24 protein-coding genes are annotated in these 24419 nt (G+C 71.5%); 15 read left to right on the forward strand and 9 right to left on the reverse strand.

Going from position 1 to position 24419, the window contains the following annotated elements:
• Window positions 1-95 precede the first annotated feature (95 nt).
• Window positions 96-1193, forward strand: coding sequence for an NADH:flavin oxidoreductase/NADH oxidase (locus NYZ98_RS14965; protein WP_262843367.1), 1098 nt, complete (start codon window positions 96-98; stop codon window positions 1191-1193).
• A 110-nt stretch (window positions 1194-1303) separates the two neighbouring features.
• Here NYZ98_RS14965 and NYZ98_RS14970 read toward each other — a convergent pair whose 3' ends face one another.
• Window positions 1304-2095 carry an SAM-dependent methyltransferase gene (locus NYZ98_RS14970; protein WP_262843368.1) on the reverse strand — a complete coding sequence of 264 codons (792 nt, stop codon included), beginning with the start codon at window positions 2093-2095 and terminating at the stop codon, window positions 1304-1306.
• A gap of 162 nt (window positions 2096-2257) precedes the next feature.
• Between NYZ98_RS14970 and NYZ98_RS14975 the strand changes: the two genes are divergently transcribed.
• Complete coding sequence (locus NYZ98_RS14975; RefSeq protein WP_262843369.1) at window positions 2258-2770, forward strand: DUF2087 domain-containing protein; 513 nt, start codon at window positions 2258-2260, stop codon at window positions 2768-2770.
• Window positions 2771-2818: 48 nt separating this feature from the next.
• Here the strand turns inward: NYZ98_RS14975 and NYZ98_RS14980 are convergent, their stop codons facing one another.
• Complete coding sequence (locus NYZ98_RS14980; protein ID WP_262843370.1) at window positions 2819-4129, reverse strand: NAD(P)/FAD-dependent oxidoreductase; 1311 nt, start codon at window positions 4127-4129, stop codon at window positions 2819-2821.
• Window positions 4130-4321: 192 nt separating this feature from the next.
• On the opposite strand from NYZ98_RS14980, the gene NYZ98_RS14985 reads away from it, so the two are divergent.
• The 4 genes from NYZ98_RS14985 (at window position 4322) to NYZ98_RS15000 (ending at window position 8737) form a co-directional block, all read left to right on the forward strand.
• Window positions 4322-5497: a cytochrome P450 gene (locus tag NYZ98_RS14985; RefSeq protein WP_262843371.1), complete on the forward strand. Its 1176-nt coding sequence runs from the start codon at window positions 4322-4324 to the stop codon at window positions 5495-5497.
• A 168-nt stretch (window positions 5498-5665) separates the two neighbouring features.
• Window positions 5666-6982 carry an extracellular solute-binding protein gene (locus NYZ98_RS14990; protein ID WP_262843372.1) on the forward strand — a complete coding sequence of 439 codons (1317 nt, stop codon included), beginning with the start codon at window positions 5666-5668 and terminating at the stop codon, window positions 6980-6982.
• A complete protein-coding gene (locus tag NYZ98_RS14995) occupies window positions 6982-7857 on the forward strand; it encodes a carbohydrate ABC transporter permease (protein ID WP_262843373.1) in 876 nt (291 codons plus the stop codon). The genes NYZ98_RS14990 and NYZ98_RS14995 overlap by 1 nt, the downstream gene beginning before the upstream one ends.
• Entirely contained in the window at window positions 7847-8737 is an 891-nt protein-coding gene (locus tag NYZ98_RS15000; RefSeq protein WP_262843374.1) for a carbohydrate ABC transporter permease, read from the forward strand. The genes NYZ98_RS14995 and NYZ98_RS15000 overlap by 11 nt, the downstream gene beginning before the upstream one ends.
• Window positions 8738-8768: 31 nt before the next feature.
• Here NYZ98_RS15000 and NYZ98_RS15005 read toward each other — a convergent pair whose 3' ends face one another.
• Entirely contained in the window at window positions 8769-9626 is an 858-nt protein-coding gene (locus NYZ98_RS15005) for an NAD(P)H-binding protein (RefSeq protein ID WP_262843375.1), read from the reverse strand.
• A gap of 118 nt (window positions 9627-9744) precedes the next feature.
• Here NYZ98_RS15005 and NYZ98_RS15010 point away from each other — a divergent pair, with 118 nt between their 5' ends.
• Window positions 9745-10152, forward strand: a complete 408-nt coding sequence (locus tag NYZ98_RS15010) for a winged helix-turn-helix transcriptional regulator (RefSeq protein ID WP_262843376.1) — start codon at window positions 9745-9747, stop codon at window positions 10150-10152.
• Between the two features lie 6 nt (window positions 10153-10158).
• Here NYZ98_RS15010 and NYZ98_RS15015 read toward each other — a convergent pair whose 3' ends face one another.
• A complete protein-coding gene (locus NYZ98_RS15015) occupies window positions 10159-11211 on the reverse strand; it encodes a hypothetical protein (protein ID WP_262843377.1) in 1053 nt (350 codons plus the stop codon).
• Between the two features lie 362 nt (window positions 11212-11573).
• On the opposite strand from NYZ98_RS15015, the gene NYZ98_RS15020 reads away from it, so the two are divergent.
• Together NYZ98_RS15020 and NYZ98_RS15025 are read left to right on the forward strand one after the other, a co-directional pair.
• Window positions 11574-12065 carry a hypothetical protein gene (locus tag NYZ98_RS15020; RefSeq protein WP_262843378.1) on the forward strand — a complete coding sequence of 164 codons (492 nt, stop codon included), beginning with the start codon at window positions 11574-11576 and terminating at the stop codon, window positions 12063-12065.
• A 22-nt stretch (window positions 12066-12087) separates the two neighbouring features.
• Window positions 12088-12684: an HD domain-containing protein gene (locus NYZ98_RS15025; RefSeq protein ID WP_262843379.1), complete on the forward strand. Its 597-nt coding sequence runs from the start codon at window positions 12088-12090 to the stop codon at window positions 12682-12684.
• Between the two features lie 40 nt (window positions 12685-12724).
• Here NYZ98_RS15025 and NYZ98_RS15030 read toward each other — a convergent pair whose 3' ends face one another.
• The 4 genes from NYZ98_RS15030 to NYZ98_RS15045 all read right to left on the reverse strand — a co-directional run bounded on the left by NYZ98_RS15030 (window position 12725) and on the right by NYZ98_RS15045 (window position 18454).
• A complete protein-coding gene (locus NYZ98_RS15030; RefSeq protein ID WP_262843380.1) occupies window positions 12725-15796 on the reverse strand; it encodes a S1 family peptidase in 3072 nt (1023 codons plus the stop codon).
• Between the two features lie 269 nt (window positions 15797-16065).
• Complete coding sequence (locus NYZ98_RS15035) at window positions 16066-16554, reverse strand: NUDIX domain-containing protein (RefSeq protein WP_262843381.1); 489 nt, start codon at window positions 16552-16554, stop codon at window positions 16066-16068.
• Window positions 16555-16694: 140 nt separating this feature from the next.
• Window positions 16695-17324 (reverse strand): alpha-ketoglutarate-dependent dioxygenase AlkB, encoded by a 630-nt coding sequence (locus NYZ98_RS15040; RefSeq protein WP_262843382.1) that lies wholly within the window; start codon window positions 17322-17324, stop codon window positions 16695-16697.
• Window positions 17325-17545: 221 nt separating this feature from the next.
• On the reverse strand, window positions 17546-18454 hold the full coding sequence (locus NYZ98_RS15045; RefSeq protein ID WP_262843383.1) for an NADP-dependent oxidoreductase: 909 nt from the start codon (window positions 18452-18454) through the stop codon (window positions 17546-17548).
• Window positions 18455-18627: 173 nt separating this feature from the next.
• Between NYZ98_RS15045 and NYZ98_RS15050 the strand changes: the two genes are divergently transcribed.
• Together NYZ98_RS15050 and NYZ98_RS15055 are read left to right on the forward strand one after the other, a co-directional pair.
• Window positions 18628-19140 carry a MarR family winged helix-turn-helix transcriptional regulator gene (locus tag NYZ98_RS15050; protein WP_262843384.1) on the forward strand — a complete coding sequence of 171 codons (513 nt, stop codon included), beginning with the start codon at window positions 18628-18630 and terminating at the stop codon, window positions 19138-19140.
• A 146-nt stretch (window positions 19141-19286) separates the two neighbouring features.
• Window positions 19287-20351: a hypothetical protein gene (locus tag NYZ98_RS15055; RefSeq protein ID WP_262843385.1), complete on the forward strand. Its 1065-nt coding sequence runs from the start codon at window positions 19287-19289 to the stop codon at window positions 20349-20351.
• 607 nt (window positions 20352-20958) lie between these two features.
• Here the strand turns inward: NYZ98_RS15055 and NYZ98_RS15060 are convergent.
• Window positions 20959-21483 (reverse strand): ATP-binding protein, encoded by a 525-nt coding sequence (locus NYZ98_RS15060; RefSeq protein ID WP_262843386.1) that lies wholly within the window; start codon window positions 21481-21483, stop codon window positions 20959-20961.
• Between the two features lie 129 nt (window positions 21484-21612).
• On the opposite strand from NYZ98_RS15060, the gene NYZ98_RS15065 reads away from it, so the two are divergent.
• The 4 genes from NYZ98_RS15065 to NYZ98_RS15080 all read left to right on the forward strand — a co-directional run bounded on the left by NYZ98_RS15065 (window position 21613) and on the right by NYZ98_RS15080 (window position 23815).
• The gene (locus tag NYZ98_RS15065) at window positions 21613-22485 is read left to right on the forward strand and encodes a helix-turn-helix domain-containing protein (protein WP_262843387.1); all 873 of its coding nucleotides are present in this window, start codon (window positions 21613-21615) and stop codon (window positions 22483-22485) included.
• Window positions 22475-22681 carry a DUF397 domain-containing protein gene (locus NYZ98_RS15070; RefSeq protein ID WP_262843388.1) on the forward strand — a complete coding sequence of 69 codons (207 nt, stop codon included), beginning with the start codon at window positions 22475-22477 and terminating at the stop codon, window positions 22679-22681. Before NYZ98_RS15065 ends, NYZ98_RS15070 begins: the two co-directional genes overlap by 11 nt.
• 328 nt (window positions 22682-23009) lie before the next feature.
• The gene (locus NYZ98_RS15075; RefSeq protein WP_262843389.1) at window positions 23010-23447 is read left to right on the forward strand and encodes a GNAT family N-acetyltransferase; all 438 of its coding nucleotides are present in this window, start codon (window positions 23010-23012) and stop codon (window positions 23445-23447) included.
• A gap of 164 nt (window positions 23448-23611) precedes the next feature.
• Complete coding sequence (locus tag NYZ98_RS15080) at window positions 23612-23815, forward strand: DUF397 domain-containing protein (protein ID WP_262843390.1); 204 nt, start codon at window positions 23612-23614, stop codon at window positions 23813-23815.
• The last annotated feature ends 604 nt before the right edge of the window (window positions 23816-24419 follow it).

A 24419-nucleotide genomic window follows, 5' to 3' on the forward strand; every position in this document is an offset into this window, starting at 1 on the left:
CGTAGTTTGACATCCGTCGTAGTACGTAGGTTATCGTACTAGCAGCGGACCGGACGCGAGGGCGCCCGGACGGCCCGACCGAAGGAGCCCCCCTCGTGAGCGCGTTGTTCGAGCCCCTGACCCTGCGCGGCCTGACCATCCCGAACCGCGCCTGGATGGCTCCGATGTGCCAGTACAGCGCGGCCGCCGACGGCCCTGACCAGGGCGCCCCCACCGACTGGCACCTCGCCCACCAGGCCGCCCGCGCGGTCGGCGGCGCCGGCCTGATCCTCACCGAGGCCACCGCCGTGACGGCCGAGGGCCGCATCAGCCCCGCCGACCTCGGGCTCTACAACGACCGCCAGCAGGCGGCCTTCACCCGGATCACCCGCTTCCTGCGCGAGCAGGGCGCCGTGCCCGGCATCCAGCTCGCCCACGCCGGTCGCAAGGCCTCCACCGACGCCCCCTGGCGCGGCGGGCGGCCCCTCGGCCCCGGCGAGGGCGGCTGGCGCCCGGTCGCGCCCAGCCCGGTGCCGTTCGCCCAAGGCCACCAGGTCCCCGCCGAGCTGGACACCGCCGGGATCCGGCGGATCGTGGCCGGCTTCGCCGCCGCGGCGCGGCGCGCGCTCGCCGCCGGGTTCCAGGTGGTGGAGATCCACGGCGCGCACGGTTACCTGATCAACGAGTTCCTCTCGCCCCACAGCAACCACCGCACCGACGCTTACGGCGGCGCGTACGAGAACCGCGTCCGCTTCCCGCTGGAGGTCGTGGACGCCGTCCGCGCGGTGTGGCCCGAGGACCTGCCGGTCCTGTTCCGCGTCTCGGCGACCGACTGGCTCACCGAGAACCCCGAGGACGACCGGGACGGCTGGACCGCCGACGACACCGTCCGCTTCGCCAAGGAGCTGCTCGCCCACGGCGTCGACCTGCTGGACACCTCGACGGGCGGCAACGCCCCCGGGGCGCGGATCCCCACCGGGCCGGGCTACCAGGTGCCGTTCGCGGCGCGGGTGCGGGCCGAGACCGGCCTGCCCGTGGCCGCCGTCGGCGAGATCACCGATGCGCGGCAGGCGGAGAAGATCATCGCCTCGGGGCGGGCCGACGCCGTGCTGCTCGGACGCGAGCTGCTGCGCACCCCGTACTGGCCGAACCTCGCCGCCCGCGAGCTCGGCGCCGAACCCCGCCGGGCCGTCCAGTACCTGCGGGCGCTCTGACCGGTCCGTACTCCGGCGGGCCGCCCAGTACCTGCGGGCGCTCTGACCGGTCGGTACTCCGGCGGCCGCCCCTCGCCGGGTGCGCGCCGCCCTTCGCCCGGCGGCGCGGGTCAGTGTTTGACGCCGACGCCGACCAGGCCGGCGAACTTCTCCAGCGAGGTGTCCCGGGCGCCGGGGTTCCACTCGGTCGGCCCGACCAGGCCCGGGGGGAGCAGCTCGAAGCCGTCGAAGAACCCGAGGATCTCCGCGCGGGTGCGCGCGCCCATCGGGGCGCTGGCCCCCTGGTAGACGCGCTCGGTCTGGGCGATCTTGTCGGGGAAGTTCTCCGTGGACAGGTGCGACAGCACCATGTGGCTCCCCGGGACCAGCGCGTCGCGGTACTCCCCGACGATGGCCCCGGGGCCCGCCGCGTCGTCCACGAAGTGCAGGACCGAGACGAACAGCACCGCGACCGGCTCGGTGAAGTCGATGAGCTCGCGGACCGTGGGGTCGCCGAGCAGGGCGGCGGGCCGCCGCAGGTCGGCCTCGACGAAGCCGACGCCCTCCGAGCGGGCCAGGATGGCGCGCGCGTGGCTGGCCACCACCGGGTCGTAGTCCACGTACACCACCCGGGCCCCGGGCCCGGCGACCTCGTGGACGTTCTCGCGGGTCGGCAGGCCGGACCCGAGGTCGAGGAACTGGCGGACCCCGGCCGAGGCGGCGGCCCGCACGGCCCGGCCGAGGAAGGCGCGGTTCAGCCGCACGCCGCGCAGGACCTTGCCCCGCGAGATCCTGACGATCTCCTCGGCGCTCTCCCGGTCGGTGGCGAAGTTGTCCTTCCCGCCGAGCCAGTAGTCGTACATCCGCGCGATGTTCGGCGTGTCCGCCCCCACGCGCCGCGGGGCCGTCTCGTGCGACGCCACGTTCCTCCCTGAGCCCCGAAGATCCACGTTCGCCCCAATACTAGGGTGAAAGGTCGCGCCGGGTTGGGAATGATGGGGCGAGGTATCGGCCGGCCGTTAGGGCGTCACCCGCGCGGAGGGGCCGGGCCGAGGCCGGTCATCGGAGTGGAGGGACGAGCGGCGATGAGTGAGGAAGAGATCAGACGCGTCCTCGGGCTGCTGTACCAGGAGGACAACCTGCGGGTCGTGTCCGCCCTGGTCCTGCACGGCGACCCGTCGGCCGCCGGGCTCGACCAGGACGCCACGCGGCGGACCCTGGACCGGCTGGAGCGCGGCGGCCTGGCCGAGCGGACGCCGGACGGCTGGCACGTGCGCCGCGAGCGGTTCCGCGAGTTGCTGCACGCCACGGCCAAGCCCGCCGCCCCGGTCTCCGACGAGGACCGCGTCGTCGGGAACTTCCTGGTCGAGGGGCGCCTGCGGGCCATCCCCACGCGGCACGAGAAGCGGCTCGCCGTGCTCAACCACATCGCGCGCGTCTTCGAGCCCGGCGTCCGCTACCCCGAGAAGGACGTCAACCTCGCCCTGCGCGCCTTCCACGACGACTTCGCGGCGCTGCGCCGCTACCTCGTCGAGGAGGAGCTGCTCAGCAGGGAGAACAACGTCTACTGGCGCAGCGGCGGCGCCGTCGACCTCTGACCTCGCGCGGTCGTCACCTCTGACCCCGCGCGACGGCCCGCGAGGGCGTCACCCGGTGAGCCCGTGCGGCCGTTCCGGGGCGGTGGAGGTGAGCGGGACGGCCTTGGCGCGCACGATGTCGAGCTGCACGGTCTGGCGGGGGAGCACCGCGTCCAGCAGCCAGTTCCCGGCGATCCGCGTCCGGCCGCCGGGGACCGACAGCAGGTGGTAGCCGCGCGTCACCGCCTTGGCGACGATGCCCGACAGCGGCACGCCGAGCGGGTTGGCGGCGGCCTTGGCCCCGGCCAGGTCGACCACGAACCCGAGGTCGCTGTGCCGGTACGGGCGCCGTTCCCCCCGGCCGTAGGACGCGGCGACGTTCAGGGCCGCGCGCCTGCCCTGGCGGGTGGCGTGCTGGGCGGTCATGGCGGTGTACTCGCCGGGGCGGGTGAGGTCCGGCACCGCCGCCGAGTCGCCGCAGGCGAAGATCTCCGGGTGCCCGGGCACGGTCAGGTACTCGTCGACCAGCAGGCGGCCCTTCCTGGTCGGCAGCCCGAGCGCCTCCACCAGCGGGTCCACGGCGACGCCGACGCACCAGACCAGCGACCGCGTCGGCACGAACTCCCCGTCCGACAGCTTGACCCCCTCGGCGGTGGCCTCCGAGACGGTGGTGCCGGTGCGGATCTCGACGCCCCGGTCGGCCAGGGTCCTGTGGGCCGTCCGGGAGAGGCGCTCGTCCAGCTCGGGCAGGATGCGCGGCGCCTTGTCGACCAGGATCCAGCGCAGCGGCTGGTCGGCCAGGCCGGGCCGGTGCCGCTCGACGTCCCTGGTGAGCAACTGGCCCTGGGCCGCGACCTCGGTGCCGGTGTAGCCCGCGCCGACCACCACGAACGTGCAGCGCGCCGTCCGTTCCTTGGCGTCGTCGGTCGCGTCGGCGAGCTCGATCTGGCGGATGAGGTGGTCGCGCAGGTACAGCGCCTCGGCGATGCTGCGGAAACCGTGCGCGTACTCGGCCACCCCCGGGACGGGCAGCAGCTTGTTGACGCTGCCGATCGCGATGACCAGCCGGTCGTAGCGCAGCTCGCGGTGCCCGCCCTCGGCGTCGGTGCACTCCACGCGCCGCCCCTCGACGTCCACCCTGTCGACGCTCGCCAGAAGGTGGCGGACGCCGCGGCTGCCGCGCGACAGCGGGATGGCCACCTTGCGCGGGTCCAGGATCCCCGCCGCCACCTCGGGGAGCAGGGGCAGGTAGAGGAAGTAGTCGGTCGGGTTGATCAGCACGATCTCGACCGCGCCCTTGGCGATGCGGGAGAGATGGCGTGCCGCGGTGAACCCCGCGAATCCTCCGCCGACGATGACGACGCGCTGCCGGTTGGCCATGGACGGGTTCCTTTCCCTCGGCTGCGGGGGAGGACGCCGCGCGTCCGCCTCAGAAGTCTCGCGTACCCGTCCTCGCCGAGGGAAACCCCCTCGCCGCGTCCGGGAAAGCGGCATGGCACCCGCCGCCGCGCGACGAAATAATCATGCCTGGCACCTCCGGACGAACGCCGCGATCGACCTGGAAGGGGTTTCGTGCCGCGATACGACCCGTTCGACCACGACCTGCAGTCCGACCCGTGGCCCACCTACGAGTGGCTGCGCGAGGAACGGCCGTTGTACCACGCCGAGGACCTGGGCTTCCACGCCCTGTCCCGGCACGCCGACGTCGACGCGGCGTACCGGGACACCGCCCTGTTCTCCAGCTCGCACGGCGTCACCCTGGAGCAGTGGGGCCCGGACGCGCACCGGTTCTCGTCGTTCCTCGCGATGGACCCCCCGCGCCACACCGGGATGCGGGCCCTGGTGTCGGCGGGGTTCACCCCGCGCCGGGTGCGCGAGATGGAGCCGGTCGTGCGCCGCCTCGCCGTACGGCACCTGGACGCCGCGCTCGCCGGCGGCGGCACCTTCGACCTCATCGGCGACTACGCCGCCAAGGTGCCCGTCGACGTGATCTCCACGATGATCGGGGTGCCCGCCGCCGACCGCCCCCGGATCCGGACGTGGTCCGAGCGGCTCCTTGAGCGGCCTGACGGGGTGCGCGGCGTGCCCGGCTCGATGCGCGAGGCGAACAGGGCGCTCGCCGGCTACTACGCCGACCTCGTGCGCGAACGCCGGCGCGAGCCCGCCGACGACCTGGCGAGCGCGCTGATCCACGCCGAGGCCGGCGGGGCCGCGCTCACCGACCGCGACATCGTCCCGGTGCTCATGCTCCTCGGCGTCGCCGGCAACGAGACCACGGCCAAGCTCGTCGGGAACGCCTGGCACGCCGCGTGGCGCGACCCCGGCCAGCGGGAGGCCGCCTGGGACGGCGGCGTCGCGGGATGGGTGGAGGAGACGCTGCGCTGGGACGGGCCCGGGCAGATGTCCGCCCGCCTGCTCACCGCCGACACCGTCTTCCACGGCGTCACCGTCCCCGCGGGGTCGCGGGTGCTGCTGCTCGTCGGGGCGGCCAACCGCGACCCGCGCGTCTTCGCCGACCCCGGCCGGTTCGACATCGGCCGGGACACCGGCGACGCGGTCCCGTTCGCCGTCGGGCCGCACTTCTGCCTCGGCGCCGGGCTCGCCCGCCTGGAGGCGCGCGTCATGCTCGAAGAGCTCACCGCCCGCGTGCGGCCGGGATACGAGATCGACCTCCGCGCCGCCAGGAGGGCCTACAACCCGAACGTGCACGGCTTCGCGACCCTGCCCACCACGGTCGGCCTGCGCTGACGTCCCCCGGACGGGGACCGTTCCTGACCGGAACCTGACCGCCTATTTACCTACCGGACAGAAGGGTTATCATGATCCACGGACCCGGGGAGTCCGGCGGGGCGGCGGTTTCGGTCAGGCGCTTTCCATGTCCCCAGGTGGCGGGCGCCGGAGAGCGACAGGACAATGATGATCAGCAGGAGGATCGCCGCCGGCGCGACCGCGCTCGGCCTCGTCCTCGCCGCCGCCGCGTGCGGCGGATCAGGCGGGTCGAGCGGATCGGGCGGGTCCGGCGGCGGGTCCGCGAGCGGGACGGCCGGCGCGGACGGCACGTTCACGTACTGGACCAGCGGCTGGCAGCCCGACCAGATCGCCGAGATCGACGCGGCCTTCGACAAGGCCCACCCCGGCATGCACGCCAAGGGCCAGTTCATCGCCAGCTCCGACCAGTACCTCCCCAAGGTGATCGGGGCGCTGAAGAACGGCACCCAGCCCACGGTGCTGCTCACCCAGAACCCCTCCGACCTGCCGGTCATCGCCCAGAGCGGCAAGCTCATCCCGCTCGACGGCAAGCTCGCCGCCGAGACCGCCGCGCTGTACCCCGGCATCAGGGACTCGCTGTTCTACAAGGGCCACCAGCTCGGCATGGCCCTGGCCGGCGTCGGTGACATCGTGCTGTTCTACGACAAGAAGGCCTTCGCGGCCGCGGGCATCGACGGCCCGCCCGCGACGTGGACCGAGCTGGCCGAGGACGCCAAGAAGCTCTCCGACCCCGCCAAGAACAAGTACGGCTTCTACGTCCCGCTCGGCGAGGCGGAGTGGATCACCTTCGCCTGGGCGCCGATGCTCCACGCCGAAGGCGGGTCGTTCCTCAGCCCCGACGGCACCGCGACCGCCTTCAACAGCCCCGCCGGGGTCAAGGCCCTCACCACCTGGGTCGACCTGATCCGGTCCAAGTCGGCGCCGGGCACCAGCTACGCGCAGGCGGGCAGCTTCGACGGGGCGCCCGCGTTCGCCGGCCGCACCGTCGCCATGATCGTCAACGGCCAGTGGGCGGTGCCGACGTTCCAGAAGGCCGGCGTGGACTTCGGCGTCGCCCCGATGCCGGCGGGCGCCGCGGGCACCTCCACGAGCATGGGCATCGGCGTGGCGGCGCTGCTCAAGACCGGCGCCGGCGCGGAGAAGGCGGGCCTTGAGTTCCTGAGGTTCCTGGCCACCCCCGAGCGCGGCGCCTACCTCGCCGCCAAGAACGGCGGCCTGCCCTCCGACCCGGCCCAGCTCGACCAACGGGCGCTCAAGGACCACATCGCCGAGAACCCCACCTACACCGTGTTCGCCGACGCCGAGAAGACCGGCAAGGTCCGCCCGATCACCCCCGCCTACGACGCCATCTCCAAGGGCCTGTGGACCCAGATCAACGCCGCGTTGCAAGGACGCACGACCCCGGCCGAGGCACTGGCGGCGGCGGCGCGCACCGGAGACGCGGCGCTGAAGAAACTCGGCTGATGCGGCAGCGGTACCGCGTCTGGACGCTCGCGTACGCGTTCGTGGCACCCACGGTGGTGCTCACCGTGCTGTTCTCGCTCGTCCCGCTCGCGATGCTCCTGTGGCGCAGCCTGTACAGCGGCGGGGTGTTCGACACCTCGCCGACGTTCGCCGGCCTGGACAACTACCGGTCGATGCTCCAGGAGGGCGGCGGGCACGCGCTCGGCGTCACCGGCGTCTACACGGCGGGCTTCGTGCTGCTGACGATGGGCGCCGGGCTCGCGCTCGGGCTGCTGCTCAACTCCGGCGCGCCCGGCGTGGCCCGGCTGCGCGCGCCGTTCGTCATCCCCCTGGTCGTCCCGGTCGTCGCCACCGCGCTGATCTGGGCGAACATGTTCGCGCCGCAGTTCGGTCTGGTCAACAGGCTGCTGACCGCCGTCCACCTGCCGCAGGCGGACTTCCTGTCGGCGCCGGGCCCCGCGCTGGTCGCGGTGCTGACCTTCGGCGCGTGGCAGTTCTTCGGGCAGAACGTCATCCTGTACCTGGCCGCCCTGAAGTCGGTCCCCGGGGACGTGCTGGACGCGGCCAGCGTCGACGGCGCCGGGGCCTGGCGCAGGTTCGTCCACGTCCAGTGGCCGATGATGCGCCGGCACACCCTGCTGATCTGGGTGGTCACCACGCTCACCGGCCTGCAGACCTTCACCCAGATCTACGTGCTGACCCAGGGTGGCCCCGACGGCGCCACCCAGACCGCCCTGTACTACGTCTACGACGAGGGGTTCGTGCAGTTCGACACCGGACGGGCGAACGCCATGGGAGTCGCGTTGTTCCTGCTGTCGCTGCTGGTCACCATCGCGCAGATCTGGCTGCTCGGGCGGGTGGACCGTGCCCGCTAGCCGGGTCGCGGACGCGCCGCCGCGCCGTCCGTCCGCCCCGGCGCGGCGGGCGGCCGTGCCCGCCGGCCTGGTCGCCCGCCGGGCGGTGGTGTACGTCCTGCTCGGGGTGGCGGTCCTCGTCGTGGCGTTCCCGCTGGTCTGGATGGCGGTCAGCGCGCTGAAGACCGACGCCGAGATCATCAACCCGGCGGCGCCGCTGTGGCCGCGTGACCCGCAGTGGGGGAACATCGGGCAGGCCCTGTCGCAGGCCCCGTTCGGCCGCTGGTACCTCAACACCGCGATCTTCGGGGTGGCGGCCACCGCCGGGCAGCTCACCAGCGGGCTGCTGGCGGGCTACGCGTTCGCCCTGCTCGACTTCCCCGCCAAACGGCCGCTGTTCCTTCTCGCGCTGAGCGGGCTGATGGTGCCGTTCAGCGCCATCATCGTCCCGATGTCGCAGCTCCTCGGCGACCTGCACTGGCTGAACACCTACCAGGGGCTGATCGTGCCCAACATCGCCTCCGGGCTGGGCGCCTTCCTGTTCCGCCAGTTCTTCCTCGGCACCCCGCGCGAGCTGGGCGAGGCCGCCCGCATCGACGGGGCGTCGGAGTCGCGGGTCTTCTTCCACGTGTACGCCCCGCTGGCGCGGCCGGTGATCGCGGCGCTGGCCATCATCCTGTTCCTGCAGAACTGGAACAACTTCCTGTTCCCGCTGATCGTGGTGAACACCACCGAGATGGCCGTGCTGTCGCAGGGCCTCTCGGTGTTCCAGAGCCAGTTCACCACCCAGTACAACCTGATCATGGCGGCGTCGCTCATCACGATCGTCCCGGTGCTGCTGGTCGCGGTCGCCGCCCAGCGGCACATCGTCGAGGGCATCACGCTCGGCGCCCTCGACTGACCCGGCGCCCGGTGTCCCGGGCCGTCCGGCGTCAGGCGGTCGCCAGGGCCTCGGTGACCGTGGCGCGCAGGGGAGTGGTGGGGCGGCCGATGAGCCGGCGCAGGTCGCCCGAGGCGTCCTCCAGGGCCCCGGCGGCGATGTCGAGCTCGATGGCGCCGTACACGGCCGCCACCGGCTCGGGCAGTCCCGCCTCGGTCAGCGCGCGCTCGAACTCCTCGCGCGGCACGTCCTGGTAGACGACCGGCCGGCCCGCGACCGAGGCCACCTCCGCCGCCAGCTCCGCCTTGCTCCACGCCACGTCGCCGGCCAGCTCGTACACCGCGTTCTCGTGGCCCTCGCCGGTGAGGACGGCCACCGCGGCGGCGGCGAAGTCGGCGCGGGTGGCGCTGGCGACCCGGCCCTCACCGGACGAGCCGAAGATCGTGCCCTGCTCGGCGGCCTGGGCGATCGTGGGCACGTAGTTCTCGGAGTACCAGCCGTTGCGCAGGAGGGTGAACGGGACCCCGCTCGCGCGGATGTGCTCCTCGGTGCCCTGGTGCTCGGACGCCAGCGCGATGGGGGTGGTGTCGGAGTGCAGGATGCCGGTGTAGGCGATCAGCGCGACCCCGGCCGCCGCGGCGGCGTCCACCGCGGCCTGGTGCTGGGTGAGGCGGGCGCCCACGGTGGGGCTGGAGATGAGCAGGACCCGGTCGCCGGGGCCGAACGCCGACTTCAGCGTCTCCGGCCGGTCGTAGTCGGCCTCGCGCACGGTCACTCCGCGCGCGGCGAGGCCGGCCACCTTCGCCGGGTCGCGAACGGCCGCGACGATCTGGTCGGCGGGCGTGGTCTCCAGCAGGCCTTCGACGACGAGCCGGCCGAGCGGGCCGCCTGCGGCGGTGACAACGATCATCGTGGGCTCTCTTTCCCTCGGGGGTTCGAGGCTCACGTTAGTACTAACTTTGAGAAAGTGCCAACCGTCGGATAGTGCCCAACATCGAGATAGTGCGGTGAGAACGTAAGCTAGGGGGATGGAAGACCAGGCCGCCCTCGCGCGTGACGACCACGGGCAGATCATCTTCGACGTGTTGGCCCAGGCGTGCCCCTCCCGCGAGACGATGGAGCACATCACCAGCCGGTGGGGCATCCTCGCCCTGATCGCGCTCAGCGAGGGCACCTACCGCTTCAACGCCCTGCGCCGCCGGGTCTCCGGCGTCAGCGAGAAGATGCTCGCCCAGACCCTCCAGGCCCTGGAACGCGACGGGATGGTCCACCGCGAGGCACAAGTGACCATCCCGCCCAAGGTCGAGTACAGCCTGACCCCGCTCGGCCGCGAGGCGGCGCGCCACCTGTACGGCCTCATCGAATGGCTCGAAGGCGAGATGCCCAGCGTCATGGACGCCCGCGCCGCCCACGACCGTTCCCGGGCCGGCGCCTGACGCCGGTCACCCCACCGCGGTGTAGGTGACCAGCGAGGGCTGGTCGACCAGGATCGGGCCGTTGTAGCAGGCGACGCTGTTCATGATCACGTCCCCGGCGACCACCGCCCAGGGGGACATCAGGTTGCAGTACTCCTCACCCAGGCCGTAAGCCGTCGCCTGCACGTGGTTCGGCAACAGCCCGACCTGCGGGAACCTCACCAGGCGCCGGCCCGCCCCGGCCGTCTGGACGGAGTTCACCATCGCCTTGGAGTTGTAGTTGACGGCCACGGGAACGGGCGCGTACGGGCCCGCGCTGCCGGGCATGTTGTCGTAGGTGTAGGCGAAGTTCTTCGGCGGGAAAGCCCGCCCGGTGATGGCCCGTTCACGGTGGTAGGTGATGGTCCATCCCGTGTCGAACAGGCTGAACGACCCGTCGCGGCACGACACCTGGACCTGTTGCGACCCGGGGAACGACACCCAGTTCCCCACCTTGCACCGGGCCGCCGCGGCCCCGTTGACCGCCGTCACCTGGACGTTCCCCGCGAGGGTCGCCGAGCCCAGGCCGTTGAACACCACCTTCCAGCTGCCGAGCCCCATCGAGGTGACGGTGATCGGGCTCGCCACCGAGCTGTAGCGCGAGGCGACGGCGGTGCCGTTCCAGTGCAGGTAGCCGAGCGCGGGGCCGCCGCTCAGCGTGCCGGAACTCGCCTCGAAGACGATGGAGAACATCCGGAACACCGGGATGCCGCCGTAGTGGTAGCACCGCACCGCCACCAGCTCGTCGCCGCCGGCCGGCCACCACTTCTCGACCTGGCACCAATCGGCCCCCGGGGAGACCGCCGTGACGTGCGCGACGCCGGGGCTGCCCGTGCTCGTCGTGCCGATCTTCGGGAATCGCACGATGACCTCGCCGACCGCGCCCGAGGACACCGTCACCGTGTCCGCGGCCGGCCAGCTCCCCGCCTGGCGCGAGAGGTCGGGGACGCCGGCGAAGACGTCGACGTACGCGAACCCCCACAGATCGGGGACGGCGGCCCGGGCACTGGTCCCGGTCAGGGTGAGGCCGGTCAGGAGCATCGCGGTGATGTACAGTAATCGGGAAACCACTCTTCGTGCTCGGCGCATGCCGCTCTCCGTCCGCTTCGGATCCGGGTCGCCGGTCGTGACCGCGGCGCCGCCGGGTTCGGCGCGGGGGCCCTTGAGGAAGCGTCCGGCTCACAATGCCTCTCGGCCTCTTGATAACCCGCCCGGTTCCCCTTGAGAAGACCCAACCTCACCAGCGGCGATGACGTCTCCGTGACCGCCGCGTCATCGGCCGTGCCCGCCCGCGACCCGGGACCGTCCGAAACCACCCGTCTTCCGGTGATGTGCCGCGGCCGGAAGCGGACCCTTTCCCCGCACGGGCCATCTGACCGCCGGTCATGGTGAAGAGTTGGGGCGTGATGCCGAGACTCGTCCTGCTCGTGCTCGCCGGGGGTGCGCTGCTCGGCGGCTGCGCCGGGGGCACGACGCTCAGCCGCGCCCGGCTCGACGGGCTGCGGTCCCAAGGGGTCGCGCCCGACATGGTCTACCTGGTCGACCTGCGGGGGTACGAGCCGGTCGAGCAGTCCATGAGCGTGTACAACGACAACGGGTTCCAGACGTTCTACCTGTCCGCCGAGGGCAGGCAGGTGTGGTTCGGCGTCGACCGGGGTGCGTTCAGCGACGCCCTCTGCCGCGAACGGCCCGTCCACGACGCCGAGCCCCCGGCCGCGCCGGTCTCGTGCGAGGCCGACGACGTGGGGTGGTACCGCGTCAGCGGCGGGCGGCACGAGTACGCCGTCGTCGAGGACGGCCACGTCATCCGCCTCAGCGGCCTGCGGGCCGACGTCGACCGCGCCACCCTCAAGGAGGCCATGTCCACCCTCCAGCCCCAGACCGCCCGCCCGTGAACGCGTAGGACAAGCTGTACCCATGAGATTCGCCGACATCGTGCTGCCCGACACCCCCGCCGCCCGTGGGGCGCTGGAGGTGGCGACCGCCTACTGTCCGCCCGCCCTGCTGAACCACTCCACGCGGGCCTACCTGTGGGCGGCGGCCTACGGCGCCATGAACGGGATCGCCTTCGACGCCGAGCTGCTGTACGTGTCGGCGATGTTGCACGACATCGGCCTGGTCAAGGAGTTCGACAGCCACACCGTGCCGTTCGAGGAGGCCGGTGGCCACGTCGCGTGGGTCTTCGGCGCCGCTGCGGGGTGGCCGGTCGAACGGCGCGTGCGGGCGTCCGAGGTGATCGTGCGGCACATGTGGGACGAGGTGGACGTGACACAGGACCCCGAAGGGCACCTGCTGGAGCTGTCCACCGGCCTGGACATCTCCGGGCGCCGCCTGGCGGACTTCCCGGCCGGGCTGCGGGCCGAGGTGCTGGAGCGGTACCCCCGGCTGGGGCTGGGCGAGGAGTTCCTCGCGTGCTTCGAGGACCAGGCCGCCCGCAAACCGACCAGCCGCGCGGCCACCTTCGTCCGCACCGGCGCCGCCGAACGAATCCGCGCGAACCCCTTGGACCACTGACCCCCACGTCCGGTCCTGTCTCGCGACCGGCTTTCGATGGTCACCAGGTGGTGGCCGTGGTGCCGTCGGCGAGGAGTCCGTATCTGACCAGGTCGCGCGCCTCGGCGTTGCGTCCCAGCCGGACGAGCATGATCTCCAGGAGCTGGATCGAGTCGGCGTCACCGTGCGCGACGGCATCGCGCAGCACGCGCACCGCCTCGTCCTCGTGGCCGTCCTTACGCAGGACGAGGGCGAGCTTCCGTGCGGCGTCCATGTCACCCTGCCGCGCGGCGTCGCGGAGGACACGCACGGCCTGCTGGATCTCCCCGGCCTCCTCCAGCTCCGTCGCCCTCATCCTGGCCCGGCTCGGCTTCTGCTCCCCCCTCCCGGACTTCTGCGGCCCTCCCGCACGCCTACGCGCCGCACGCCGATCACCACCGGACCCGGAAGCCGCGTCGCCCCCGGGCGCGTCGCCGGATCTCGGAGTGGCGTCGGCCACGGGCGTGCCGCCGGGTCCGCGAACCCTGTCAGCCGTCGGCGTGCCTCCTGATCCGAGAGCGGTGCCGGCCGCCGACGTGCCTTCGGACGGGGTCGAGGGCGTGTCCTGCGGCGTCATCGCCTTCAGCCGGTGCGCCGCCGCCGGGTCACCTCGTCCGGCGGTCTCCCGAAGGAGGGTCTCGGCGTCGGCCCGCCGGTCCGCGCGGAGCAGCAGGCTCGCCAGGAGGTGGGCCGCGTCGTGGTCCCCCGACGCCGCCGACTCGCGGAGCAGCCGCTCGGCATCCTCCTCGCGTCCGGTCCTGAAGAGGAAAACGGCCATCTCGTGAGCGGAGGCCGCCGCACGCGTGTGACCGTGGCGCGCGGCCCGCCCAGGGTTCGCCCGCCCGGACGACGGCGCCCCTCCGGGTGGCGTCCGGTCGGACGGCGTCTCTCCGGAGGGGGTCTGTTCGGATGGGGTCTGTTCGGGAGGGGGGGTCCGTTCGAGCAGGGACGCCATGAGTCGGGCGGCGTCCCGGTCGCCGGTCGCCGCCGCCCGCCTGAGTTCCCGCTCGCCCTCCTGCCGGCGACCGGACTGGACCAGCAGCACCGCCAGCCGCCGGGCCGCGCCGGTGTCGCCCGCGTCGGCGGCCTCGCGAAGCAGGTCACGGGCCCGGTCGGGCCGGCCCGCCCGCTGCAGGAGCCCGATCAGGGTCGGCAGGGTCGTCCGGTCCACGACGGGCGCCAGCGACAGCACCTCCTCCGCCTCGCCGGTCCGCCCCGCGCGCAGCAGCAGGCGGCGCAGCGACCAGAACGTCTCACCGCTCCCGCGCACGAGGGCGGCGCGCCACAGCAGCGCGGCATGCCGGTACCGCGCCCGGTTCGCCGCCGCCGCGCCCAGCCGGTTCAGGTCGTCCGGCTGGGAGGTGTGCCGGGCCAGGACGTCCCAGAGCGCGTCGGCCGGCGGCCCCGTCCGGTGGGAGGCGCGGCCGTAATAGAAGAGGTAGTCGGCGAGCTCGTAGCCCCTGGTCTGGCCGACCGCCGGCGCGGTGGCGGTGAGCGGGGCGATGGCCCCCTTCACCGGCTGCGACGCGTACGCGACCGCGTCCTCGAACCAGGTGCCCGGCGCGCCGGCGAGCTGCGGGCCGGTCAGCTCCAGCGTCCCGGCGTCGCGTAGCAGCGCGGGCGAGATGGCGTCCTGATGTCCGAGGTGCCGCAGCTTGATCGCGGCCGTGATGAGCGCCCTGCCGTACGGGTTCGAGGCGTTCTCCCACCGGTGGATCAGATCCAGCCCGCCCGCGAGGATCTGGGTCAGCCCGTGGCCGTGCGCGCTCGATTCGAGCGCGGAGGCGATCCGCGCGTCCTCCCCGGCGAGCCGGGCGGCGGCGGCGAGGTCCTGCTCCCCGAACCGTTCCGGGACGTCCACGCGTACGGCCAGGTCGAGCAGCTCGCGGATCTGCCGGTGGGGGTCGGGGGCGCCGGGGGCGGGCGGCCGGGTGAAGGCGAACCAGTAGTCCGGCCACATGGTGGTGACCACCACCACCGGTCCGGGCCGGGTCAGTGCCCGGCGCACGCTCTCGGCCGCCGCCTCCCCTCGGGCACCGTCGAAGTAGATCTGGCCCTCGTTCAGCCACAGGATGGTCCGTGGGTGGTCCTGCCTGCTCCTGAGGGTGGCGATCAGCTCGTCCGAGGTGAAGGGATGAATCAGGTCCCAGGCGCCGAGCTGGTCGCGGACCCCCTCGTAGGCGCTGCGCGTCTTCCCCGTCGAGGAGCCGCCCACCAGGACGATCATGCGACTGGCGGACCGCGCCCGTTCGAGACTCCGCCGCAACCGCCGATCATGGTCCCGCACCACGAACACCGGAAGATCCCCGGCACCCCCGCCTTCGGGGTCGGTCCCGATCTCGGGTTCGACCGAGATGGCGCGATGCACGCCCAGGCCGATCGGGTCGGCGTCCGCGAGCCGCCGGGGGGCCGCGATGTCGGGGTCCCACCGTGCCGGGGCGGGTGGGACGGGTTCATGGGCGGCCGGTGCGTAGGGGGAGCGTTCGAGGAGGTCGCGCAGCGGCGGCCAGTACGAGGCCACGACGTCGAGCGGGATCATCCACGCGACCCGCGCCCCCGCGTCACGGTCCCTGGCCACGACGATGCCGACGACCAGGCCGCTCGCGGTGTCGACGACGCCTCCGCCGCTGAACCCCTCCTCGATCGGGCGGCCCGTCGCCGACCTGGCCTCGAGCTGGAACCAGTCGCCGCGACCGCCCAGGCCCGAGATCCACGCCTGCGCCTCCACCCCGTCGTCGTGGCGGTGCGGGTGGCCGAAGACGTGGACCGAGCGCCCGCGCCGCGCCGCCCGTCCGAGCGGGGCACCGGACGCGTCCGCGACCGGGCCGTCCTCGACGCGCAGCACCGCGATGTCGCCCCGGCCCTCGTGGTCGGCCGGGTGCCAGCCTCCGGGCACGACGCGCGCGGTGTACCGGCCCGCTCGCGGCCACAGCGGGAGGTCGACGACGACGGAGGCCGTGCGCGGGTCGCCGCCGCCGAGGGCGTTCTCCACGACATGGGCGCAGGTCAGGACGTGCTCGCCGTCCAGGAGTACCCCGGCTCCGTGGACCTCGCCATCGTCGCCGCCGACGCGGACCCGCCAGGTCTGCTCCACCGCTCGGTTCCGCCCTTTTCACGGCATCACGCACCCGCGGGCTCCGTGACCACGCCCCCCGCTCGTGCCCCGCCGGGCGGCGGCGTCCCATGGGACCTCGCCTCGCTCCGGTCGGCGGCGCCTGCGGACCGGCGTCCCGCTTGATCCAGATCCTAACCCCGCCCACCCGGCCCTGCACCGGAGTCGGCCGCCCATCCCGCGCACGGGCCGGTCGCGCCGAACACAGTTCTGGGCGGCCACCTTGCGGCCCCATCCCGCGCGCGGGCGGGTCAGCTCCGGCTGAAGTAGTTCGCCACGACTTCGGTGTGCAGGGGGAACGCCAGCTCCTGAGGTCCGTCGATCACCAGCCACTCCGTCGTCTCCGAGGTGGCGGCGACGGGAGGCAGGGCCGACGCGGGCGTCTCCGGACCCAGGGCGAAGATCAGTACGTGGCCGTCCGGGGCGCTGAGCACGTCGAGGAGCCGCACGTCGCCGGCGTCGACGACGACCCCGGTCTCCTCGCGGAGCTCCCGTACGGCCCCCTGCTGCCAGGTCTCGCCCAGGTCGATGAAGCCGCCGGGCAGCGCGAGCCCGCCACGGCGCGGCTCGACGTCCCGGCGGACCACCAGCAGGCCGCCGTCCACCGGCAGCACCATGACCGCGACCGGCAGCGGGTTGAGGTAGCTGGTGTTCCCGCAGGCGGAGCAGACACGCGGCCACACCTGGCCGGTGGCGAAGCGCTCACCACAGAAGGAGCAATGCGAGTTCCTGATCGTCACCCGCGCGACACTAGACCACACCCGGCCCGGCACGATCGACGAGGTCACCCCGGCAACCGGAACGCAGCGTGCCACCCCGGTCCAGGGACTCAGCGAACGCGGCAGGGACTCGGGCGGGGCCCAGAGAACGCGAGCTGGGCTCAGCGGACGCCTCGGGGGCGGAACTGGATGCTGATGCGGGGGCCGGTGGGGCGGGTGGTCTTGGGGATCGCGTGTTCCCAGGTGCGCTGGCAGCTCCCGCCCATCACGATGAGGTCGCCGTGCCCGAGGTCGTGGCGCAGGGCCGGTCCGCCGCCGCGCGGGCGGAGCAGCAGGCCGCGCGGGGTGCCGATCAAGATGATCGCCACCATGGTGTCGTGGGTGGCGCCGCGCCCGATGCGGTCGCCGTGCCAGGCGACGCTGTCGCGGCCGTCGCGGTAGAGGCACAGCCCGGCGGTACGGAACGGCTCGCCGAGCTCCTCGGCGTAGTGCGCGTTGAGCGCCACCCTGGCCTGGTCGAGGACGGGGTCGGGCAGGCCCTCGCCCTCGTCGTAGAACTTCAGCAGCCGGGGGACGTCCACGACGCGGTCGTACATGTGGCGACGCTCGGCGCTCCAGGGCACCGCGTCGGCCAGCCGGTCGAACAGCGCGTCGGCGCCGCCGATCCAGCCGGGCACGACGTCGATCCACGCCCCGTGGTCGAGGAGCGTGCGCCGCACGCCGGACCCGAGGGGCCCCGGCCCGGCCTCCTCGCCCAGATCCAGCAATGATCGCTGGAATGGAGCACTCATACGACCAGTATACCCAGGTGATTCAAACACCCATTCGATAACCGATCTTGAGTGGAACACCGGGCCAGGCGGGGATCACCGTGCCGTGCCGGCCGTCACTCACACCGATCTAGAGAGGAGCGGCGGGCCGGGCAAGGGGGTCAGGGCCAGGATCACCGTGCCGCGGCGTGCCCGCCGTCACTGAAACCGATCTTCAGGGCGGCGGGCCGGGGCGCGGGGGGTCAGGGGACCAGGATCACCTTGCCGCCTGCGTGCCCGCCGTCGCTCAGCCGCTGCGCCTCGGCGGCATCGGTGAACGGGAACGTGGCGGCGATGGTCGTGGTGAGCTCGCCGAGGACCACGCGCTTGGCCAGCGTGCCGAGGTCGAAGGCCGGGCCGGTCGGCCCGGAGGAGAAGGCGACGCCGAGGCCCTGGGCGGCCGGGTCGGCGATGGTGACGATGCGGCCGGTGCCGCCCCTCAGCTCGATCGAGTCCGGCAGGGCCCCCTTGCCCGCCGCGTCGAACACCGCGTCCACTCCCTTCGGCGCCAGCTCCCGGACCCGTTCCACCAGGCCGGGGCCATAGCCGGTCGGGACCGCGCCGAGGGCCCGCACGCGCTCGGCGCCGGCGGCGCTCGTGGTGCCGATCACCGTCGCGCCACGGGCGACCGCGAGCTGGACGGCCAGCTCGCCGACCGCCCCGCTCGCGCCGTGGATCAGCAGGGTTTCGCCGTCGCCGATCGCGAGCTGGTCCAGGACCCGGGTCGCCGTCTCCCCGGACACCGGCAGGCTCACCGCCGTCGCGAAGTCCAGCCCCTCGGGAATCACCGCGTACCTGGAGGAAAGGGTGTGTTCGGCGTGCGAGCCGGCGGGCGGGTCGCTCCAGCCGAACACCCGGTCGCCGACGGCGACGTCGGTGACGCCGTCGCCGAGCGCGTCGACGATCCCGGCGACCTCGCGGCCGAGGATCGCCGGCAGCGGGGTCGGGAACATCTGTTCCATCACGCCGGAGCGGATCTTGCCGTCCAGGGGGACGACCGACGCCGCGCGGACCTGGACGCGGATCTGGCCGGGCCCGGGGTCGGGCAGCGGCACGTCGGACAGGCGCAGTACTTCGGGGCCGCCGAAACGGTCGATGACGATGGCCTTCATGGGGCGCTCGCCTCCTCAGGGTCGCTGTGGGCGCCGCGGTCGTCCAGGCTGTGTCCCGGTCCCACGCGGCGCATTAGCTGTCTTGGACAGCTAACTGGCGTCCCTCCAGGTTCATTCCACTCTTCCCCAGATGGGAACAGGTCTTTCTCATCCGGCACAGGTAATCTGGGCGCATGGACGCGGACGCCGGTTGCGACGGGGGCCTCGCGCGCGGGCCAGGGCAGCCGGCCGCCGCGGCCGGAGGGCCGATCAGCCACACCATCTTCCGGCTGGCCAGGACCCACCGTATGCTCGCCGGCCGGTTGCTGCGGGAGGTCGGCCTGCACCCCGGGCAGGAGCTGCTGATGATGCACCTCTGGGAGACCGGTCCGCTGCGGCAGTGCGACCTGGCCGAGGTGTTCGACACCGATTCGGCGAGGATGACGCGCACCGTCCAGCGGCTGGAGCGCGCCGGCTACGTCCGCCGCGTCAGCGATCCCGGGGACGGCCGGGTCACGCTGGTGGAGTCGACCCCGGCCGGGCTGAGCCTGCGCGACCAGGTCGAACAGGTCTGGAGTCGCCTTGAGGAGCGGACCGCCGGCCAGATGACGGCCGCCGAGCGCGCCGCCGCGCTGGCAAGCCTCCGCCACCTGGAGGACAACCTTCTCGCCGCGACCACCGGGCATCAGGACCCCCCAGAAGCCTGACGCCCTCCACCCGGAGGTCAGGTGTACCAGAGGCCCCAGCCCTTACCGCCTTCGTACCTGCGGTTCCATTCGCGCCACCCGGCCACGGCCCATGCCCATCGGCGTGCCAACTTTTTCGCCGAAAGGCGCGTCTCACCCTTATGGGAATGTTGTTTCGTGGCACCGCCGCGGTCGTCGTCCTTTTCGCCACCACGGGACCGGCCGCCGCCGAGACCGAGGCGCGGGCCGGTCAGTGGAGTGTCGTCCACAACGACCGCCGCGACTCCTACGACGCGGTGACGGTGACGCCGGGTGGGGCGGTCTGGGTCGCCGGGACGAGGCGCCCGGAGCGCGGATCGACGGCCCAGTCGCTCCTGTTGAAGGGCGGCCGGTCCACCTTCAAGCGGGTCACCGGGCCGGGTTTCCGGGTTAAGCGGCTGGCGTCGGCGTCCGACACCAGGGTGTGGGCCTTCGGCACGTCCCGATACGCCCGGTGGGACGGCAAGCGCTGGCAGGTCAAGCCATGGAGCCACGGCCGGGTGGATCGGGCGGACGCCATCGGCGAGAACCTGTGGGTCATCGAGAACGCCAACGTGTTCCCGCCGGCCGGTAAGGCCGGGTGGAAGGCGCGGTCCACGCTGTGGCGCCTGAAAGGGTCGGCGTGGAAAAAGGTCCCCACGCCGATCGTGGTCAAAGGACTCGACGCCAAGTGGGCGGCGGGCTCGGTGCGGGGAAAGGCGGCCATGGCCCGCTGGACCGGTACGGCCTGGCGCGCGGTCGCGCTTCCCGCGATTCCGTCCGCGCACTCAGGCCAGATCTCGGAGCTGACGGACGTCGCGGTCGACGGTGAGACCGGGCGGGTGATGGCCGTCGGCTGGGTCGCCTGGCCGTGCGGCGGTGGCAAGCACTCCTTCTGCGGCGAGACGTTGCTGCTGACCGGCTATCTGGGCGGCCAGAAATTCGAGGTCCGTCGTGAACCGGGCTTCCAGCCGCGCGCCCAGGCGGAGCCGGACGGCAGAGGCGGGGCCTGGGTCGTCTACGACGCCAAGGGCGGCGGCAGCGGATTTCTGCACATCGGCGTCGACAGCGTCGAGCCGGGCGCCTTTCCGGCTCCGCCGAACCAGAAGCCGTCCGTCCGCGACCTCGCCATCCAGCCGGAGAGCGGCTCCCTCTGGGCGGTCGGCGCGACACCTTCCGGCCGCGACGGCACGATCTGGGCCCACATCCCCTGAGCCGGCCGGGCATCGGAGCCAATCGTCCTCGCCTTCGGCTCGGGCGTTCTCTTGGGGCCTGGCGGCTTGGCTTGCGTCCGAATGCATGATCACGGGTGCCACACCAGGCGCCGACTTCCCTGCCTCCTACTCGGCAGCCCTCCCACCCGCCCAGGGCAAATGGAGCGCCGTCGGCGCACGCTTTCCCAGGGCGCCCCTCACCGCTGATCACCTTCACCGACCCGCACGCGAGCCACTCTCACGACCCCGCACCCAACCGCCGAACAACCGGCAGCCTCCAGATGATCACCACCACACCGTGTGCGTTGCCGGTTCATTTGTAAGTCAGGCCGTGTGACGCTGCGGAAGAATGTGAAAACATGCGCCAAACCGCAGGGCATGGATTTGTTACCCGTCAGCCGTCTATTCGCCCCTTTGGAGAGCGGCAGCAAGGGATAGGGAAGTACTACCCCTAGGTCTTTCTAGGGGTACTCACCTTGCTGCCGCCCCCATCGAGTGGCGCCAGATCTGAATCGGGGATGGGCTCGACGCCCAGCGTCTGAGCCGCCTTACTGAGCCCCTCGCCGTCCAAACCCCAATATTCGATCAGGCGCCACGCCTGGCGCTGCTACTGATCCAGGTCGACACTTTTTGCGACCGTCTGTGCAGCAAGTTTCGCTGTCCTCTGCAGGGCGTTGTCCTGCTTGGTCGGCTCGGACGGCGTCCGTGGTCGTGGGCAGGTGAGGCTCCCTGCGGGACTGTCTGGTTCGTAGGCCACCTGAAACCAGACGCTTCGCCCTGCCTTGTCTTCGTAGACACCCCATTTACACGAGATCGTCTCAACGAGCATCAGACCCCGGCCGCCTTCGGCGAACATGTCTCCGCACACATGCGGAACCGTCTCCCCTCCCGCGTCCACCACGTCCACCTCAATACGATCAATACAATCCGCGATAGCGAGCGTGACGACTCCGCCCTCTCGCGAGTTGGAATGAATGCAAGCGTTGGTGACGACTTCGGAAGTAAGTAGGACCACATTGTCCAGAGCCGGGTGATTTGCGCCAAGCTTCTGCCTCACGTAGTCGCGTGCCAATGAGACCGACTCGGGAGAACCGATCAGATCGGTAACACCTAGCAAACTTCCTGCCCTCATTCGCTCGCCTTTTCGCTTCGCCGAAACGGTCCGTGCGTTGTTGAGACTTCGCTTTACCAGAGTGGCGTCAGGGGGTTACGATCGGTAGCGATTCCTGCTCACAACCTAACCACAACATGATTAGGTCGTGTGGTTAGGCAACCGAAATTTACTTTTTGGGACGGTAGGTGGGCCTTGTCCATAAGTAGCGAGATCGATCCTCATGAGTCGCCACGTGCCCTTTTCGCTTATGAGCTGCGTCGGTACCGCGCCGCAGCGAAGCTCACACAGAGGGAGCTTGCCAAGCGCATGGGGTATTCAGACGCCATGGTGGGCATGGTGGAATCACTCAAGCGTCCTCCATCTGAGCGGTTCGCCCAACTGTGCGATGAGATTCTTGGTCTCGATGGCACCATGGAGCGGCTCTACATCGCCACAACGTGGAAAAGGGCTCCCGATCACTTCAGACCGTGGCTGGAGGAGGAAGAGGAAGCCACGGCGCTGAGGAGCTGGGGACACGCGCTGGTCCCCGGCTTGCTTCAGACAGAGGCATACGCGCGAGAGATCTTCTCCGCAGCTCCGGGCACCACGCCCGAGGAGGTGGATGAGCGCGTCGCCGGCCGCATGCGACGACGGGCAGTCTTGTACGGCAGCACTCCGCCCCTGATCGCCGCGCTCATTGATGAGGCGGTGGTGCGACGCCCGATAGCAGATGCCGAAGTCATGAAGGGGCAACTAAGCTACCTGATTGAGGTCGCCCAGCACCCAGCGGTGATCATCCAAGTCGTGCCGTACTCTGCGCGGGCCATCGTCGGCCTGCTGGGAGGGTTTCTCATCGCGGAGCGAAAGGGAGTGCCCTATGCGGCGTACGTGGAAGCCCAGCCGCACGGACACACCATTGATGATCGCGACGCGCTCAGCAAGCTCGTGCGGTTATACGACGTGATCAGGGCTGAGGCACTCTCCTCCAAACAGTCACTCAAGCTCATACAACAGGAAGTGGTGAACCAAAGTGGCTCCTGACCTCCGGGGCGCTCAGTGGCGTAAGAGTAGCTTCAGCGGTCATGACGGCGGCGACTGTGTCGAGGTCGCATCCAACCTCCCCAGTATGTTCGCCGTCAGAGACAGCAAGAATGCGACCGGTCCGGCGCTGGTGTTCACGAGGAGCGAATGGTCGGCGTTCCTGAACGGTGTCAAGGCTGGCACCCTGAGCGCATGAGATGCCACATCTGAGAGCCCTTGCTACGTAGCGAGGGCTCTCCCGTTTTCCAGGTCGCTCGCATTTGCCTCCGGCGGGTGACTCGGCACCGGGAGGCCCGCGTTGCCGAAAGTCCGGTTCAGGCCGTATATGGCGCCGACTTCGCCGTACTGCGTCCCGCCGCCCGGTACGTGAGCACAGCAGTGGCCGAGGTTACGGCCGCGCGGGTCTGGGGTGGCCGGGGGTCGGGGTGGGGCGGTAGGGCCGGTAGGCCTTGGGATACTGCCCGAGCCGAAGGCGAGGGCCTTATGAAAAGCGGTCGGTTGAGGGTGTTGGTTACGCTTCAGGGATGTTCCGTAAGGCTCGGCCTGGCGACCTCGATCAGATCATCCGCCTCTACCGGCAACTGCACTCCGACGATCCGGTTCTGCGGGACGGAGCCGACGCGGAGGCTTTCCAGCAGATCCTTGGCTCTCCAGGGCTGCATCTCTTCGTGCTTGAACTGGACGACTCCGTCGTCGCCACGACGTACCTCAACGTGATCCCCAACATCACCCGGTCGGCGTCGCCCTACGCCGTCATCGAGAACGTCGTCGTCGACGAATCGCGGCGCGGCACGGGTCTGGGTAAGCAGATCATGGCCGGCACGCTTCAGGCCGCATGGGACGCGGGCTGCTACAAGGTGATGCTGATGACGGGCTCGCGTAAGCCCGCCACCCACGCCTTCTACAGCGCCTGCGGGTTCTCGGCCGACGTGAAGACCGCGTACCTGGCTCGACCGTCGTGACGTGGGGCACTGGAGCGCACACCAGGGCCGTCAGAGCCGGTCGGCGGCCACCCGGTTGCAGCAGGCGTGGCAAGAGCCGCCGGACTTCCGGGCCGGTGATCTTCCATTCGGATCGCCGCTCCCAAGCAGTCAGTCAAGCTCACACAGGAAGTGGTGAACCGAACGTGAATGCTGACCTTCGAGGCGCACAGTGGCGCAAGAGCGCGTTAAGCGGCGACACGGGCAACTGTGTGGAGGTCGCATCGAACCTGCCAGGCATCCGCGCAGTAAGGGACAGCAAGAATGCGACTGGTCCAGCGCTGGTGTTCACGAGTAGCGAATGGTCGGCGTTCCTGAACGGTGTCAAGGGTGGCACCCTGAGCGCGTGAGATGCCACATCTGAGAGCCCTTGCTACGTCAGTGAGGGCTCCTCGTTCCAGGTCGCTCGCATTGCCTCTGGCGGGGACTCGGCACTGGGAGCGGTTCGCGTTGGCGAAGCCCGTAGCGGTTGCTGTGGAAGTCTGGCCGCCCCTCCCGCAGGCTCAGGCCGGAGGCCGGTGGAGCCGGGGTACGCCCTCGGAATGTCGGTGGGTCGGCAGGGCCGGTAGGCCTTGGTAATACTGCCCGAGCCGAAGGCGAGGACCTTTCAGTCTGGCTCGGGGCCGTATATGGCGCCGACTTCGCCGTACTGCGTCCCGCCGCCTCGGCGCCTGGTACATGAGCACAGCAGCGGTCGAGGTTACGGTCGCGCGGGTTAGGGGGTGGAGGTTGGAGTTGGGTCGGTAGGGCCGGTAGGCCTTGGTAATACTGCCCGAGCCGAAGGCGAGGACCTTTCAGTCTGGCTCGGGGCCGTATATGGCGCCGACTTCGCCGTACTGCGTCCCGCCGCCTCGGCGCCCGGTACATGAGCACAGCAGCGGCCGAGGGTACCGTCCGCCCCGCCTGGCAACGTGTGCGGGTCAGCGGGTGGGGGCGGGGCGGCGGGTGTGGGGG

It is taken from the genome of Sphaerisporangium corydalis (assembly GCF_025506355.1).
Taxonomy (GTDB): domain Bacteria; phylum Actinomycetota; class Actinomycetes; order Streptosporangiales; family Streptosporangiaceae; genus Sphaerisporangium; species Sphaerisporangium corydalis.